At 57.2% G+C, this 17,102-nt stretch carries 14 protein-coding genes; 1 reads left to right on the top strand and 13 read right to left on the bottom strand.

The features are described from left to right. Positions 1 to 174: 174 nt before the first annotated feature. The 13 genes from H4Q31_RS14600 to H4Q31_RS14540 form a co-directional block, all read right to left on the bottom strand. Positions 175 to 1,833: an MGH1-like glycoside hydrolase domain-containing protein gene (locus H4Q31_RS14600; RefSeq protein ID WP_185179783.1), complete on the bottom strand. Its 1,659-nt coding sequence runs from the start codon at positions 1,831 to 1,833 to the stop codon at positions 175 to 177. A 98-nt stretch (positions 1,834 to 1,931) separates the two neighbouring features. Then, entirely contained in the window at positions 1,932 to 3,290 is a 1,359-nt protein-coding gene (locus H4Q31_RS14595) for an ABC transporter substrate-binding protein (protein WP_185179782.1), read from the bottom strand. Positions 3,291 to 3,442: 152 nt separating this feature from the next. Beyond that, entirely contained in the window at positions 3,443 to 4,285 is an 843-nt protein-coding gene (locus tag H4Q31_RS14590; RefSeq protein ID WP_185179781.1) for a carbohydrate ABC transporter permease, read from the bottom strand. Positions 4,286 to 4,291: 6 nt separating this feature from the next. Next, complete coding sequence (locus H4Q31_RS14585) at positions 4,292 to 5,206, bottom strand: carbohydrate ABC transporter permease (protein ID WP_185179780.1); 915 nt, start codon at positions 5,204 to 5,206, stop codon at positions 4,292 to 4,294. Between the two features lie 63 nt (positions 5,207 to 5,269). Continuing rightward, complete coding sequence (locus tag H4Q31_RS14580; protein WP_185179779.1) at positions 5,270 to 6,097, bottom strand: response regulator transcription factor; 828 nt, start codon at positions 6,095 to 6,097, stop codon at positions 5,270 to 5,272. Continuing rightward, positions 6,082 to 7,899 carry a sensor histidine kinase gene (locus H4Q31_RS14575; RefSeq protein WP_185179778.1) on the bottom strand — a complete coding sequence of 606 codons (1,818 nt, stop codon included), beginning with the start codon at positions 7,897 to 7,899 and terminating at the stop codon, positions 6,082 to 6,084. The genes H4Q31_RS14580 and H4Q31_RS14575 overlap by 16 nt, the downstream gene beginning before the upstream one ends. A gap of 147 nt (positions 7,900 to 8,046) precedes the next feature. After that, positions 8,047 to 10,284, bottom strand: coding sequence for an ATP-dependent helicase (locus H4Q31_RS14570; RefSeq protein ID WP_185179791.1), 2,238 nt, complete (start codon positions 10,282 to 10,284; stop codon positions 8,047 to 8,049). Positions 10,285 to 10,443: 159 nt separating this feature from the next. After that, complete coding sequence (locus tag H4Q31_RS14565; protein WP_185179777.1) at positions 10,444 to 10,899, bottom strand: NUDIX hydrolase; 456 nt, start codon at positions 10,897 to 10,899, stop codon at positions 10,444 to 10,446. A gap of 261 nt (positions 10,900 to 11,160) precedes the next feature. After that, entirely contained in the window at positions 11,161 to 11,433 is a 273-nt protein-coding gene (locus tag H4Q31_RS14560) for a hypothetical protein (RefSeq protein WP_185179776.1), read from the bottom strand. Positions 11,434 to 11,440: 7 nt separating this feature from the next. Further along, complete coding sequence (locus tag H4Q31_RS14555; RefSeq protein WP_185179775.1) at positions 11,441 to 12,043, bottom strand: DUF4269 domain-containing protein; 603 nt, start codon at positions 12,041 to 12,043, stop codon at positions 11,441 to 11,443. 19 nt (positions 12,044 to 12,062) lie between these two features. After that, on the bottom strand, positions 12,063 to 12,260 hold the full coding sequence (locus H4Q31_RS14550; protein WP_185179774.1) for a hypothetical protein: 198 nt from the start codon (positions 12,258 to 12,260) through the stop codon (positions 12,063 to 12,065). Beyond that, positions 12,257 to 12,778, bottom strand: coding sequence for a DNA topology modulation protein (locus H4Q31_RS14545; RefSeq protein ID WP_185179773.1), 522 nt, complete (start codon positions 12,776 to 12,778; stop codon positions 12,257 to 12,259). Before H4Q31_RS14545 ends, H4Q31_RS14550 begins: the two co-directional genes overlap by 4 nt. A gap of 526 nt (positions 12,779 to 13,304) precedes the next feature. Then, positions 13,305 to 15,050 (bottom strand): methyl-accepting chemotaxis protein, encoded by a 1,746-nt coding sequence (locus H4Q31_RS14540; protein WP_185179772.1) that lies wholly within the window; start codon positions 15,048 to 15,050, stop codon positions 13,305 to 13,307. Between the two features lie 221 nt (positions 15,051 to 15,271). Between H4Q31_RS14540 and H4Q31_RS14535 the strand changes: the two genes are divergently transcribed. Then, complete coding sequence (locus tag H4Q31_RS14535; protein ID WP_185179771.1) at positions 15,272 to 17,083, top strand: putative bifunctional diguanylate cyclase/phosphodiesterase; 1,812 nt, start codon at positions 15,272 to 15,274, stop codon at positions 17,081 to 17,083. The last annotated feature ends 19 nt before the right edge of the window (positions 17,084 to 17,102 follow it).

The following is a 17,102-nucleotide window of genomic DNA, read 5'->3' as shown; positions in this document are numbered from 1 at the left end:
TCCGTCCCAGTTGAGCAGATCTGTGCTGGTATAGGCGTCGAAGCCGGTGCCTGGCCCCCATATATTTTTGTCCGTGCTGCCATATAGGTAGTAGATTCTGTTCCGCGTATCGGGAAGCACGAATGGATCCCGGATTTGAATCTCTTCGTTCTTCAGCATAGCCCGTGCCTCCCCTTATTTGTAAGTTGGATAGATGACGCCGATTGGCTCCTCGCCTTCCTCGCTGCGAAGCTGCCCGTCCTCGTACCGGAGACGCTCATTGCCTCTCGCGGCGAACGGCAGTTCACGCCCTCCCCAGCTAAGCGTCCCTTCTACCGTTCGCGCGCTCATGCCGACGACGCCGATCAGTTCACCGTTCCGATCGGTCACGACCCGAACGCCGGAAGGAAAGGTCATGTAAGGCTCGCCGCCGCGGTAGATCGCTGATCCCTCGCGCAGATTGAGCAGCTCGAAGGCTACGCCGCCCACCGTTCGGGCATAAGCCGTCTCACCGGCCACTTCCGCGCCGTGATCTCTCGCATAAGGGATCAGCCCGGTGAACCAGAGCTCGCCGTCCGGCGTCGGCAGAATGCCGCTCAGCCGTTCCACATAATCCAGCAGGCAGAGAATCGAAGGCGAGTACGCTTCCGTGAAGCCTTCCTCTCCCGTCCACGGGCTGATCGTCTGCGCGAACCGCGTCGCCCTCGCGAAGGAAGACAGAATCGGCTGCAGCGCCCAGGTCAGCTCGACGTATCTTCCGTGATGCTCGAACGCATGCGGGGCGCGGATCAGGCTGAGGAAGTTCGACGGCCCCGCCCAGCTGTTGTAGCCGGAGTGCGGGTCGAATCTCGGATCGTCCATGGCGATGGAAGTGAACGGATATTTAGCGAAGAACTTGCTCGTATTCAGCAGGTAGGCCTGCAGCATTGAATCGAAAAACTCGCGATCGCCAACCTCGCAAGCCAGCACGCGCAGCAGCACATCCGACTGCACCTTCACGAATCGGTCATGCCGGTCGCGATCATAGAAGAAACGGTCCTCTTCGTCGTAGCAATAGCGGAATAGGCTGTCCAAGCTCTTGGCCGCCTTCATGCGCCACTCCTCGCCGGAGAAGCCGAGCTCCTCCGCCATACGAGCCAGATACTGCCGCTGGCAGTAGACATTCGCCGTCAGATCCGGCGCTAGGAAGGGCAGGATCGGCGAGTCGGGATCGAAGCGCGACGCATCGCCTAGATGAGGCGCGTCCGGCACGTGCCAGAAGCGCGGCGACAAGTCGTGCCCGGTGTCGAAGGCGGAGAACGCTTCGACGCACCCGGTCCCCCGCGTATCGCGATGATCGGCGAGCCAGCGGTCGTAGCGCTCCATCGCCCGGTACATGGCGAGCAGGAAGTCCCGGTCCCGGCCATGCAGCGCATAGTGGTTCCAGACGCTGCGGCCAAGCGGCGTAACCAGTTGAATCTGCCTGTACGCCGGTCCTTGGGCTGTCAGCTTATAAGGAAGCAAGCCGTCGGCACGCTGATGCCTCGCGAACGAGCGGTAGGTCGCCTCCGAGACGCCGGGAAGGAAGCGAGAGAGCAGCTCGGCGTTAATCGTCCCCGTGCTCTCCAGCCAGCAGCCGAGATAGATGCCGCCTTCCTGCAGAATCGAAGTCTCTCCGCCTAGCGGTACGATGCAGTCCAGCAGCTTCCGCAGCGCTAAGTAATAGACTTCTTCAAGTCGCCCTTCAGCCGCCGCGAAGCGAACGCCGGAGCGCTGCCACTCCGACAAGACGATCCTGTCGCTGCTCTTGCCGAGCGGCCCAAGCCTCTGTTCTATGTTCTGCTCTCTTAATCGGGCCAGCAAAGTTGATTCCATGTGTGCAGCACCTCGCGATCAGACGCGAGCTCCCCCGAAGGGGAGCGGATCGCATCGCGGCGATGCGAATTCCGGTTCCTCTCGGAGGAGCTGGTTCCTTATTGATTGCTCTCGAAAATTTTCACCGTACCTTCATAGAAGCCTTGTACCGCCTTCTCGACGCTGGCTTTCCCGAATCCGATCTCCTGCACCGTGTTGTCCGACAGCTTGATGAATTCCGCGTTGCCCGGCGGGTTGTAGCTGATCGCGAACGGCTCCTTCTTCGTCTGCTCGGAGACGCGGCTCGTATAGTCGTAGACGATCTTATCGGCCGGAGAGGCTTCCGCCACGAGAGCAGCGCGGTTCGCCGACGTGACCGGCACGCCGCGGTTGTTGCCGAGCGCCTTCGCCGCATCCGGATCATTGATGATGAAGTCGATGAACTTGGCGACTTCGTTCGGGTGCTTCGTCTTCGCGAAGCCGGAGATGCCTTGGCTCGATTCGAAGACGACGCCCGTTCCCTTCGGCCCCCGCGGCAATTGAACCATCGTGAATTCGTCCTGCGTCAGGCCTTGGAACGTCACCAGATTGTTCGAAGGCAGCAGCGTCATCGCCACCTTGCCCGTCAGCAGAAGCGACTTGCCCGTATCATCCGGCGGGTTGGACACCTGCAGCTCGATCGGTACGACGCCGCCGGCCTTCGCTGTGTTATCCCAATATTGGAACCAGGGCAGGATGTCCGCTTCCTCGAATCCGAGCTTGTTGTTCGCCATATCATACAACTGCTTGCCGTTCTGCTTCAGATAGATATCCATGCCGTCGGTCGTGAAGTTGTAAGTGCCATAGTATCCGTCGCCGAGCTTATCGGAGATCTCCTTGCTGATGCGGGCGTAATCGTCCCATGTCCAACCGTCCTGAGGCACCGGGATACCCGCCTTGTCGAACATGGTCTTGTTGACGATGATGCCGCGCGCGTTAGCCCCAACTGACACGTGAATCAGCTTGCCGTTGACGGTTCCGTACTCGATCATCGTCGGGTCCATATCGTCAAGCTTCAGCTCATTGCCGACATACGGCCCTAGATCGAGCAGCACATCCTTATTGGCGTAGTCGATCACGTTGCCGCCGAGGAAGAAGATATCCGGCGCCGTGTCGGAGGCAAGCTGCGTGTTCAGCTTGTCAAAGTAACCGTCGAACGGAGCGAACTCCCCGGTCAGCTTGATGTTCGGATTCTTCTGCTCGAACAGCTCGATCGCCTTGTTCGTCAGATCCGCCCGCGCTTGGTCGCCCCACCAGCTGATGCGCAGCTCGACCTGCTCTTGCTCGCCGGAAGCGCTGGCGCTCGCAGAGCCGCTCGGAGCCGCGCTCGGAGATGCGCTCGGCGAGGCGTTATCGCCGCCGGGACCGCCGGAGCTGCCGCAGCCGGCGAGCGCTAGCAGCGTACTGGCCAGAACGATGCTCAACCCTCTTCTCTTCATGCAGACATTCTCCCCTATTCATTATAGTATAAAGCGTTTACAATGCCATCCTACTTGGAATGACGGAGCGATTGAATGTCATTCCTTCGGCTGTTCGTTATTAATTTTTTCGGATTGCGTGAGAGCCGGTCCGATTGGCGAAGCCGGCTCCATCACTTCAACCCGGTCGTGGCGATACCGTCCAGGAAGTAACGCTGGAAGAAGAAGAACACGAGCGTAATCGGCAGCAACGACAGCACGGATATCGCCATCAACGCCCCCCAGTCGGACAGGCCGGTCGGGTCGAACAGGGCCCGTATGCCGAGCTGCACCGTGAACAGCTTGATGTTGCTCAGATAGATCATCTGGCTGAAGAAGTCGTCCCACGTCCAGATGAAGGTGAAGATCGCTGTCGTGATCAGCGCCGGCGCCAAGAGCGGCGTAATGACGCGAGTATACAGCTTCCAATGGCCGCAGCCGTCGATCGTCGCGCTCTCGTCCAGTTCCTTCGGAATGCCGCGAATGAACTGGACCATCAGCAGAATGAAGAATGAATCGTGCGCCAGCCACTTCGGAACGAACAGCGGCAGATACGTGTCGATCCAGTGCAGCTCGCTGAAGATAATGTACTGCGGTACAAGCGTGACGTGATACGGCAGCATGATCGTCATCAGCATAAGCGCGAACCAAAGCTTCTTCAAGCGGAATTCCAGCCTTGCGAAGGCATAGGCGGCGAAGGAGCAGGTGGCGGCGTTGCCGAGCACGCACAGAATGGAGACGAGCGTGGAATTGCCGAAGAATCGGGCGAACGAGACGCCTTGGAAGCCCTTCCAGCCGTTCCGATAGTTATCCCAAGTGAACGTGGAAGGCCATAAGCCGGTATCGGTCAGAATGATCTGGTTCGGCTTGAAGGAGCTCGCGAGCAGCCACAGCACCGGATAGAGCATGGCCAAGCCGAAGAGGATGACGAGCGCGTGCCGAAGCGTATGGGCATAATTCCGTTTGAACGATAGCATGCCGGACTACCTCCCTTCCTTGCCGTCGCCGTAGAATACCCAGTACCGCGAGGTCGCGAAGATGATTCCGGTGAGCAAGGCGATAATGGCGAGAATGATCCAGGCAAGCGCGGAGGCGTAGCCCATATTGAAGTACGCGAAGCCCTCGAGATACAGATACAGCGTGTAGAAGAGCGAAGCGTCAAGAGGCCCTCCGGAGCCGTCGCCGATCACGTAAGCCGGTGTGAACGCTTGGAAGGAATTGATGACGGTCATGATGAGATTGAAGAAGATGACAGGGGTCAGCAGCGGCAGCGTGATCCGGAAGAATTGGCGGAGCTTGCCCGCTCCGTCGACTTGCGAAGCCTCGTACAGATCGGAAGGCACCTGCTTCAGGCCGGCGAGGAAGATGACCATGGACGAGCCGAATTGCCACACCGCGAGCGTCACGATCGGATACATAATATAGTCCGGATGCGAGATCCAGTACGGGCCCTTCACGCCGAACCATCCGAGGAACCGGTTGATCGCGCCGTCGCCGCCGAAGAGCTGCCGCCAGACGATCGAGATGGCGACGCTTCCGCCGAGCAGCGAAGGAACGTAATAGACGGTTCGGTATACGCCCAGCGCCCGAATCCCCTTATTCAGCGCCATCGCCACGAGCAGGGCGAAGATCAAGCGCAGAGGGACGGACATGAACACGTATTTGAACGTCACGCTCAAAGATTGGGTAAACTTGTCGTCGTTGGTGAAAAGCTCCGCGTAATTCGCGAACCCGATCCATTCGGGCGCGTTCAATAGATTGTACTTGGTCAGCGACAAGTACAACGATCCGATCATCGGTCCGAGCGTCAAGCAGAAGAAACCGATCAGCCACGGCAGCAAGAACAGATAGGCGGCGCCATTCTGGAGATGGGCCGGCGACCTGCGTGACGTTCGCATCGCTACATCCTCCTTCTAATGGTGTTACGTCCATCATAAGCAGGCGGCGAAGCGGACAGAATTCTATTTTTTCGGAACTTCGTTATCAAATTTTCCAGATGCCTTCTGGCGATAGTCGGAGGGCGTCATGCCGAACCGCTTCTTGAACTTGGAGCTGAAGTAGCTGGCGTTCGAGAAGCCCGTCAGCTCTGCAATGTCCCACAGGTTAAGCTGCGTGCCCTCCAGCAGTCGGACGGCCTGGGCCATGCGCGCATCGGTCAAATATTGAATGAACGTCCTGCCGACCTTGTTCTTGAACATCTCTGAGAAGTAGGAAGGATTGTAATTGAACCGCTCGGCGATCTCCGTCAGGTTCAAGTCCGACATGTAGTTGTCGTCGATATACCGTCTCACGGCCTCGATCAGCGAGAGCTCGCCGTCCTCGGGCTCGTTGTTGCGCTGCCGCGCGGCCTGGCCCGCATACAGCTGAACCAGCTCCTGCTGCGTCAAGGTGCGGGTATCGAGCATCGCCTTCCGCGCATCCAGCTCCGAGGCCGCTCTTCGCAGAGCCGCGGCCAGCTCGTCGCGAGCGACCGGCTTGAGCAAGTAATCGATCGCCTGATGGCGAAGCGCCGCCCGCGCGTATTGGAAGTCCTCGTAGCCCGTAATCACGATCAGACGCGCCTCCGGATAACGGCTGCGGCAAGCCTCCATGAACCGGACCCCATCCATGGCCGGCATGCTCATGTCGGTAAGCACGATATCGAACGACTTCTCCTCCAGAAGCTTCAGCGCCTCGATCCCGTTCCCCGCTTCGCCTGCCAGCTCGAGACTGAGCTGTTCTGCGTCAATCTTGAGCCGCAAGCCTAGGCGAATCTCCGGCTCGTCATCCACGATCAGCACTCGGTACATTTCGCCGTCACCTCCTGGGCGGGCAGAATCAACTCGATATGCGTTCCTTCGCCGGGCAATGAATCCAGCCGAAGCTCGAACCGGGAGCCATAGTAGAGCCGGCAGCGCGCAATGACATTGCCGAGGCCGATCTGGCCTTCGCGGCTGGCGAGAACGCGATGCGGGTGGTTCGCCGCGGCGGGATTCCGCAATTGCCTCGCCAGTTCTTCCGGCATACCCGGGCCGTTGTCGGCGACGGACAGATGCAAGCGTCCGTCCCGCCGCCGGACGCGAACATCGACGCGGGCTTCCTCCTGTTGCTTCAAGCTGTACTTCACCGCATTCTCGATGATCGGCTGCAAAATGAATTTGACGATGACCACATCCTCCAGATCGCCTTCCTCTTCGAGGCCGAGCCGCAGCCGGCCGCCGAACCGGACCTGCAGAATGGCGGCGTAGTCGCGGACGTACCTGAGCTCCTCGCGCAACTCGACCAGGTCGTCGCTGATCTTGAGCGAGAACCGCAGCATCTTGCCGAGCGACTCGATCACCCGTACCGTATCGTCCGTTCGCCGCTGCATCGCCAGGCTGCTCAGCAGCTCGAGCGTATTGAACAGGAAGTGAGGGTTAATCTGCATGAGGAGCGCTTTGTACTCCGCCTGCTGGCGAAGCAGCTTCAGCTCGAATTCGTTCTGAATGTGCTGCCGGAGACGCCCGATCATGTTGCGGAAAGTGGCGGTCGCGAAGCCGACCTCGTTGCGCACGATTCTCGCCGGCGGCAGCCGGCTCTCCGCGCTGGCGAAGTCGCCGCGCTGCACGTGCCGCATGGCGGACACGAGCCGCGACAGCGGCTTCGTAATGCCGAGCGACAGCCAGAACGCGATGAGCAGCGAGACGAGGAGAAGCAGCGCCGCGAGCGCGATGATGCTGTTGCGCAAGCTGAACAGATTGGCGTACAAATCCCGCTCAGGGACGAGGCCAACGAGCATCCAGTTGGTCACGCCCACCTTTTTGAAGACTAGAATCTGCATCTCGTCTTGCCCGTTCTTGAAGTAGGCGACGCCCTGCTTGTGCCAATCGTCCAGCTTGGCCGTCACTTCGCTGCCGGCGTCGGCCGCGACGGCGCCGTATTCGTCCGGAGACAGGAGCGGGCTTCCGTCCTGATCGAGCAGATAGATGCTCCCGCTGTCGCCCAAGTGGATCCGATTCAGCGGCTTAAGGAAATAATCCGCGCTAACGTTCACCTTCAGGATGTAGCGGGTGGTGGAAGGCTCGAAGGTGCTCAGGGGCATCAGCATGCTGACGACCGGATGGTGGTTATTGTGGATCCGCTGCTCGACCTCGTCGATATGCGCCGACATCCACCGGACGTTCTCTTCGCGGAACCGCTTGTACCAGAGCTGGCCGGTGATCGACTCGTCGTGCACGACTTGGTCGTACATGCTGATCCAGGTGCCGTCCGTCCGATAGATTGCGGCCGAAGAGACGCTGGAGTAGCTGTTCACCGTCTGCGTCAGGTAGCCGCTCATCTTAATATGGGCCAGCATCTTCTCGCCGTCAGTCAACGTCGGATCGGAGATGGCGGCGTCCCATTCGTCCGTCTGTTCGCTGTTGAACACGAGCGAAGCGAGGTCGTAGATCTGCGTCTGGACCATGTCGACATAGGAGCCGTATTCGTCCATCTTCTCCAAGGCGGACGATTCGATATAAGAGCGGATAATGGAGCGGGATTCGTTAAAGATGAGGATGGACAACGCGCCGAACGACAACACGAATAGCAAGACGAAGAAGGTGATCAGTCTGCTGCGGAGCGAATAGAACATCGTCGCGGGATTCCTCCTGCTAGTTCATCTCGCGCATCTCGCGCTGGAAGCGCTTCAACGGCGCGCTTGTCCACTATTATAGTGGGAGAAGGCATACCTTGTCTAAGGGCGGGTGGTATACAGGGGCCGCATCGAGCTCCCCCAAGCTCAGACCGGCTCCAGCAGCCCCGCCTCCAGGCATGCCGTGACCGAGAGCGCCTTCTCGCTGTGGCCGAATCGGATATGAATCCGCACCTCGTTCACCTTCACGATAGTGCCGATCCCGAACGCACGGTGCTTCACTTCCTTGCCTGTCTCCAGCTCCGCCGGAACTCGAATCGCGTTCGGGTTAACGGGCACTTCTGCCGCGACGAGCTTCACCGCAGACGCAGAAGGATGTGCAGCCCGCTTCCTCCTGTCTGACGAACTCCGTTCCACAGCCTCCTTCGCAGGATTCAATATCGCGCTGACGTAGCTCGCGAACCGAGACGGCGCCGTCTTCTCATCGTCCCGCTTCCGGTAAGCGATCAGCTCCAGATGCCGCTTCGCCCGCGTCATGCCGACGTAGAAGAGGCGGGTCGCTTCCTCCATCAGATCGTCATCGTCCGCGTCGTCGGAGGATGGGATGATCCCTTCGACGAGGTCGACCATGTACACCCGCTCGAACTCGAGGCCCTTCGCGCTGTGGAACGTCGAGAACGTCACCGCGTTCTGGCCCTTGCGCGACTTCGCCGTCTTCAGCGCCGCCTCCAGATGCTTCAGCCGCGCCGCGAACTCCTCCATCGTCTGCAGCGTGTCGGCGATCTCCTCGAGCGTGTTCAGAATGCCGATCAGGTAGTCTTTGCGGAAGCCAAGACTCTTGCACATCTTCTCGATCGCCTTCTCATAGCCGAGCCGCCCGCGAATGACGCGGATCGCCTCCTTCGGCGGCAGGCCCCGCATCTCGCGGAACGTCTCCTTCGCTTCCGTCAGCAGCTTCACCTGATAGCCCTGCAGCGGAACGAATTGCAGCAGGTTGTCGAACACCGATTCGTTGTTCGCGATCCGCAGCAGCTCCGCCATCTGCCGCTTCGTGATGTAGCCGCTCATCTTCGAATGGATCTGCTCCAGAATGTCCGGACGCCGGTCGGTGAACGTCATCCGCATGAAGTTCAAGATGTCCTCCACAACCCAATGGTTGAAAAAGCGGTTGTCCGCATCCTTCATATAGAACGGAATGCCCGCCCGGTCGAACTCGTTCATCAGGATGATGGAGGACGAGTTGTTGCGGTACAGCACGGCCGCTTCGGCCAAATTCTCGCATTGGCGGACTTCCTCGACGACGTACTTCGCCTGGTAGATATAATCGGCGAACGTCTTCAGCTTGATCGGCTCCCCGGCCTCGTTCTCGGTGAACATGTTCTTGGCATACCGCTTCTTGTTGCGCTTGATGAAGGCGTTCGCCGTGCGGACGATTTGCCTCGTCGAGCGGTAGTTCCGTTCCATGAATAACGTGACGGCTGTCGGGTACGTTCGCTTGAAATTCAACAGATAAGAGGGTTCCGCGCCCCGCCAGCTGTAGATCGATTGGTCGTCGTCGGCAACCACGCACAGATTGCGGTGGGAGCGGACCAGCTTTTCGACGATGGCGTGCTGAACTAAGGATGTGTCCTGGCTCTCGTCCGTCAGGACGTAGTCGTAGCGCCTCTCGAATCGCCGGAGGAGGCTGTCGTTCTCGCGCAGCGCCCGCTCCGCAATCGTCAGCATGTCGTCGAAGTCGAGCAGCAGCTTCGGATGATGGGGGGACTGCTTGAACGCCTCGTACTCCCGCAGAATGCGCTCTGCCTCCGGCACATCCGTCTTCACCTGCGCCCATTCGGCTTCGGGAATCATCTTGTTCTTGATGTAGCTGATGTATGTCGTTAATTCCTCGAGCTGGTCGTCCGTAATGTTCTCGCCGGCGATCGTCTTGAACAGGTGCCGCAGAATAAGCTTCTTGTGCAGCGGCGGCTGATCCGAGCCGTCGGCGGATTCCAGCTCCAGCTCCTCGGGGTCGAGATCCCCCTCTATAATTCGATAGGGGGTTCCGGTCGTCCAGAAGTGATGGCGCACGACCTCGAACGCGAAGCTGTGGATGGTCGAGAAGTCGACAGACGGCAGCTCGGGGAAGAACTTCTGGAACCGCGCCTTCATGTCGCTCGCCGACGCGCGGCTGAACGTGACCGCCTTGATGCGCGCGGGGTCGATCCCCTTCTCCTCGATCAGGTAGCAGATCCGCATGATAATCGTCGTCGTCTTGCCCGATCCGGGCGAGGCCAACAACAGCAGCGGCCCTTCCGTCTGAAGGACCGCTTGCCGTTGAATATCGTTCAGGGTGACGCCAAGCTCTCGCTCTTTGCGGGTGAAAAAAGGATGTAGCGCGTTCATTGCGCTAGGGCTGTTGCGGCGGTTAATGTGACTGTTGGTGTTGCTGTTGCTGTTGCTGTTGCTGTTGCTGTTGCTGTTGCTGTTGCTGTTCATGCTAGCCGTTCCTTTTGTCCCAATAGTCGATCCGTCTATTATAGCATCGCGGACAGCGGCTAGTCCCTACCACTTTGTGATATAGCCGGATTTCCTCAAGTAATATTCGGAGAACGGGTTCAAGTTGGCGATCGGCTCGTCCAGCGAGAAGTACTTCAGCTCCAACCCCTCGTGATCGTTCACCGCGGGGGTTCCTTGTACTCCTTGTGCTTCATAGACAGCCATGACATTGTACACCTCGTCGCCGTGCGGATAGCGATAGTACATGTCCTGGCCGGACAGAACGGTGACGAACCGGAACGAATCGGCGGTTACCCCCGCTTCCTCGTAGAGCTCGCGGGCAGCCGCCTCCTCCAGAGACTCGCCCGGCTCCAGCGCACCGCCGATCGTGCCCCAATCGCCGCTGTCCGATCTGCGCTGCAGCAAGAGGCGGCCTTCCGAGTCGAAGACCAGTACGCAAGACCCGGCCATAATGAGGGGCCGAGTCCCGACCATCTCGCGCAGTTCCGATATGTATCCCATGTACGCTCTCCCTTGGACTAGAAGTATTGGTTGGCAATCTGACGGATTGAGAAATGTGTTATAAATTTAATATTCAATGGCCCGTCACCAAGCGAATCGGACTTAATGTGTATTGAATTTAATACATAATTGTCCGTTTCTAACCAGATTAGGTCCAATGTGTATTAATTTTAATATATAATCGTTCAACTTAGGGTATATGTGGCTCAATGTGTATTCAAATTAATATACAATTGCCGGGCGTTATTCGAAGTCGACCTGCTAATCCAGCACGACTTCCCTAATCTTGTTCTCGATGAACATGGCGCTTGGAATAAGAGAGAATTCGAGCTGCTCTAATGTGTCCGGAAGCGGCGGCGAGATCAAGAACTGCCTCTCCGTATGGGAGCCACCTCCGCGGGTGCCATGTATTCTCGCGTCATGGTTTTGCTCGCCGATCCCCTCTAGCATCAGATTAGACTTTAGATGAATCTCATGCTGGTCCTCTCCCAGGTATCGAATATCCAAATAGACGATGCTTACCTGCTCAGGCACTTGGATATTATGGCTGCGCTCGGTCGTCTGAGGAGATCACCCACAATTCACGCAGATCTGCATCGGGCCAATCGCCTAGCTCCAACAGCTTCTGATAAGGATCGCCGTCCAGCTTCAGCAGCTTCGCGAAGGCGGGCTCCGTCTTCAGTCCTTTCCGCTTCAACTGCATGATGCGACGCCGAAAGTCCTCGCCATACATCCGCAGCAGCCGATCCTCGATCACCATATGAAGGTATCCATTCTGCCGCTCCGTCGGCTTGTTCTGACCGAACAGCTCGACCGGCCAAGCTTCCACCATGAAGTTCGCCTTGATCCTCTCTACGCCTTCAACTACTCTTCGAACAATCGTGAATTCCGGATACCCGCCGAAGCGCTCTTGCACTCGTTCCGCGAACATCTCGAAGTCTGCCACTTCGCTGATGATGTCCAAGTCGCTGCCCGGAACGTGAATGCCGATCGGAACGGTTCCGACCAAGATCGGACTGTAGAGACTTAGCGTCTCCAGCAGCCGATGCTCCTTCAGCAGGCGATACACTTCGGCTTGGGTAGAACTGCCTACTCGAAGATATTCGATGTCCAGCCATTTAGCTGCCAGCGGGTCTATGCTCATGCGCGGCTTCCGTGTCCTCCTATCGTCTTCTCAACAGAATCACAATTAGATTGCCAACCATGACAGCGAACGAGAACAGCGCTGCCGTCATCAGCCAATTGAGATTGCTATTGTCTTTATTCGTCTTCAGCAAATAGGTTGCCAACCCGGAAGTTACGAGAAATAGAATACCAAAACAGACGGTTATTCGGAATCTCACATTGACTCTGGCCTTCATTCAGCCGCCTCCTGTCGGAGCTGCTCCAGCAGTCTGTTCACTTCCTTCTTGGTCTTGAGAATATAGATTCGCTTGCTCCCCTCTGCTCGCTTAAGCCTGTCCAACACTTTCGTCCGGCTTCTCTTCTTGTAATTCCAGACCCAGCCTAGAAAGGGCCAATCCAGCTTCTCGGGACAGCCTTCGTTCATGTCCGCTCTCGTCTTGCCATGATACTGGACTCTTCGTTTAATCACGCGGTAAAGGCAGAGGAGCCGCGGCATATCGAGGAAAATAACGGCGTCCGCTCGCTGCAACCGCAGATCCAACGTTCGCGAATAGTTGCCGTCCATGATCCATTGCTCCCGATTGGCTTCTCCAATAACGAAGTTATCCCATTCTTCGTTCGGAGTCGCGATCCAGCCGGGCTTCCAATAGTACCGGTCCAGATGCACGACCGGCAGCGAGAGCGCCTCGCCCAGTTGCTGGGCCAGCGTCGACTTGCCCGAACCCGCCGATCCGACGATCAGAATGCGATTCATTAGCGGCCGCCTCCTTCTCCAACTTTACCACACTCTTACCGCCGTCATCTTCGATTAATGTCCAATCTTCATCATTTTTGCTGTTGTAAATATGGACTCCCTCTCATCTTCAGGAAGTTATTCGTTTCTAACCTATACTCAACGACGATCAAATACGATTAGCAACGTCTTCAAAAAATAAAGTGATTTCAGGAATATTTAGTGTATTAAACGAAGTCCAAGCAGTTAGTGACAGAATGAGACAAGTAAAAATAAACAACCCTCCTCATCGTTACATTCCCCCACTTCATTCCGAGTTTGCTTCCTATCTATCTAATACATTGCCTCCTATTAGGTTGCGCTTGGAAGCTCAATACTCTGGGCGGATTCGATAGTTCCATGCACATAGATAGTACAAGCCAACTTCTGAATCGTAGAACTCCCCCGCATAGCGGATGGCTACGGCATACTGCTCTACAGTCAACGCACAAAAAAAAGAACCTTGAGAGGCCTAATAGCCTATCAAGGTCCGATACCTAAACAATTCCTACACCTTATACCTGCCAATCATCTCCGTTAGTTCCTCAGCCATCGCCGTCAGCGATTTGGCCGAGGCATTGATCTCCTCCATGGAAGCCAGCTGTTCTTCCGTGGAAGCAGCCATCTGCTGGGCGTTCTCCGCCGATTGACCGGAGATGCGGGCGACGGATTGGATCATCGCGGCCATATTCTGAGAGCTTGCCGATACCTCCTCCACGATGGCGGAGACTTCTTGGGACTGCGCCGATACCTCCTCGATCATGCCCGATATCGAACGGAAGCTCTCTCCCGTCTGCCGTACTTGGTCCACTCCGTCCCGAACGGCGCATGTCCCGGCCTCGATGGATTGCACCGCGAGCCTCGCGTCCAGCTTAATATCCTGAAGCAGCCTCCGGATCTCCTCGGTCGACTGCGCCGACTGCGTGGCCAGCTTCCGGACTTCGTCCGCTACCACCGCGAATCCTCTTCCGCTATCCCCGGCCCTAGCCGCCTCGATCGCGGCGTTCAAGGCGAGCAGCTTCGTCTGATCGGCGATCTCCGAGATGAGAGACACGATCTGGTCGATCTCATTCGACTTGTTGTTCAACGAACCGATGACGGAAGCCGCCGCTTCGACTGTGTCATTCAGAATGTTCATCTGATCGATCGTCCGCGCGACGACCTCGTTGCCTCTCGCCGTCTCTTGATTCGTCCGAACCGACGCGTCCGCAACGGCGAGGATCGAATGCGCCACTTGCTCCATTCCGCTGGCAATCTCGTCGACGGCGGCCGCAACCGCGCTCGACTTCTCCATCTGCGCTTCGGCTCCATCCGCCACCTCCTGCGAGAATAGAGCAATCTGCTCCGTCGCGATAGAGGTCTGCTGAGCGGTCTCCGTCAGATCTCCCGATGACTGGGTCACCTTCGCCGAGCTGGCAGCAATGCGCTGGATCAACGCTTGCATGCTGGACGTCATACCGTTGAAATCCCGCGCGAGGCGCCCAATCTCGTCCTCGCTCTTGACCGCGAGAGGAGGCATCGCCAAGTCGCCGCCGGCCACCTTTTCGACTTGCTGCGCCACTTGAACAATAGGGTTCGCGATCGAGCGGATGAACAGCCACACCGCGAAGAAGCCGATTAGAATTGCGGCTCCCAGCGTATAGAGGAGAATGTGCAGCACCAAGTTAGCGCCTTGATTAAATTCGCTTACGTAGGCGCCTGAACCGATAATCCAGCCCCATTGGGGATCCGCCTCAACATACGCGAGCTTCTCTTCCGCCTGGCCCGAGATCGGGTTGTCCCATACGTACGAGAAGAACCCCCCTCCATTCCCGCCCAGTTCGACGATCTTCTTGCCCAATTGAACGCCGTCTACTGTCGTAATGGCGAACATATCAGCCCCCTCGTTCGAAGGGTTCATAATCGACATGCCCTGCTTGTCCACCGCGTAGAGATAACCGCTATCTCCAATCATGTAAGTCTCGCGGATGGGCCTCTTATTATCTGCTCCCTTGGGTCCCAATATCTCCTCGCGGAACCTCTCCTGAGCCTCTTCGAGCGATAGCTGACCCTCATCGACATCTTGGTCCAATTCGTTGATTAAGCCGATCGCGAACTTGACGCTCATCTGAAGCTGGTTCTTCCCGGCTATCTCGAGCTCATGCTTGGAGATCTCGAAGCCGACGATTCCGATGATTAAGGAAGGAACAACCAATAACGCGAAGCTAATCATGAGGAACTTGATCCGAATCGACTTAATTGCGAAGATCTTCATTCCGCTCTCCCCCAGTCGTTACAATGCTTGAAGGTCCGGCGATTCCAGCCCTCGTCTCGATTCGCCGACCCTTCTCAATTTTGCGAGATTGAGCATGAACAAAGAATAGGGGATTGCCCCTATTTATGTCGAACAATGACAGATATACAATCGCATTATGCAGTCTTATACAGATTTATGAATTCTTATGCGAACTTCACCGATGAAAGGATGCCATCGAGTTGCCTAATTCGCTTCTTCTGCTCCCCTTGTTATCGATTACCTTCCTATGCCTGGCGGTGCTATATGCCGTTATCTACTCGGGTCTCTACGGCGTTCCAATCCGACTGCCATTCGCTGCGCATCGCGCTGAAGCTAGAGAGAAGCTGGCGGTGACTGTCTTCCGCAATATATCGGAAGCGATCATGGTGACAGGGCCTGAACGCCGAATCGAATACGTCAACAATTCCTTCAGCCGCACGACCGGATACTCGGAGCAGGAAGTCGTCGGCCTCTATCCGAGCATCTTAAGCTCCGGCAAGCACGACCGCGATTTCTACCAGACCATGTGGCGCGATATTCATGTGCAAGGGTTCTGGGAAGGCGAGATATGGAACAAGCGCAAGGACGGGACGCTCTATCTGGAGAGACTGCGGATTACGTCGGTATTCTCGGGGAATGGTACGCTGCTTCATTATATTGGCGTGTTCAAGGACATCACCGTTCAGAAGCGGCTCGAGGAGGAGATCCGCCATCATGCCTATTACGACGGAACGACCGGATTGCCGAATCGCTTATTGTTGAACGAGCGGCTGGAGGCGGCACTTGCGAATGCCGAACGGAACCAGCAGCAGGCCGCCGTGCTGTTCTTGGACCTCGACCGCTTCAAGCTCATCAACGATACGGCGGGCCATTCGCAGGGAGATATGGTGTTGAAGGCCGTCGGGGAGCGGCTGTCTTCGCTGCTCAGTCCTGAAGATACGATCGCTAGAGTCGGCGGAGACGAATTCATCGTCCTGCTCGGGACTATCTCCGATCCGAATCGCCCCGTTCATATCGCGGAACGATTCATCGAGGCCGTCTCCCAGCCAATCTTCTTAGAGGGGCAGGAGCATTACTTGAATTGCAGCATAGGCATCAGCTGTTATCCGGCGGACGGCACCGACGCGAAGACGCTGATTCGCCATGCCGATAAGGCCATGTTCATCTCCAAGAAGGAAGGCCGCGGCCAATACCGGGTTTACAGCTCGCTTAACCTGCACGATGATTTTAGTACCTCGCTCGAGTTGGACTTACGCCGGGCGATCGATCAGAATCAGTTGATGCTGTACTATCAACCCAAGGTGAACGCGGATACGGGGACGATCGCCGGCGTCGAAGCATTGGTGCGCTGGAATCACCCCACGCATGGCCCCATCCCCCCGGATCGGTTCATCCCGTTGGCGGAGGAGAGCGGGCTCATCATCGAACTGGACCAATGGGTGTTCCGCAGCGTTTGCGAACAAGTCACGCAGTGGCATCGGGACAATCGGATGCCGCTTATCGTCTCCGTGAATCTCTCGATGCTATCGTTCCAACATGCCGAACTGCCGCGATATATCACCCGCGTGCTGGAGGAGACCCGGGTCGACCCTCGACAGATCGAGCTCGAATTAACCGAGAGCACCGTCATGAGCCACCTTGATCTAACGCTGTCTACGCTTAGGCAATTGAAGGAGATGGGACTTCAGATCGCGCTGGACGACTTCGGCACGGGGTATTCCTCCTTGAGCTATCTAAGCAAGCTGCCGATCCAGACAGTCAAGATCGACAAGTCGTTCATCCGGGATCTCACGGTCGACTGCGGTGACCAAACGATCGTCAAATCCATCATCCAGCTGGCGCACAATCTGAACATGAACGTAGTGGCAGAAGGCGTCGAGAGCGCGGATCAGCTCATATTCCTTAGAGAACACCAGTGCGAGCAAATCCAAGGCTACTACTACAGCCCTCCGCTCCCGGAGCCGGACTTCGTCGAATACGTAGCCCAACAGCAAGCCGAGCTTCTCGTGTGAATCAGAGCGCCGCCCGGCT

It is taken from the genome of Cohnella lubricantis, from assembly GCF_014212015.1.
Taxonomy (GTDB): Bacteria; Bacillota; Bacilli; order Paenibacillales; family Paenibacillaceae; genus Cohnella; species Cohnella lubricantis.
Note: the sequence above shows the minus strand (reverse complement) of the source record. Positions and strands in the feature narration are given on the sequence as shown.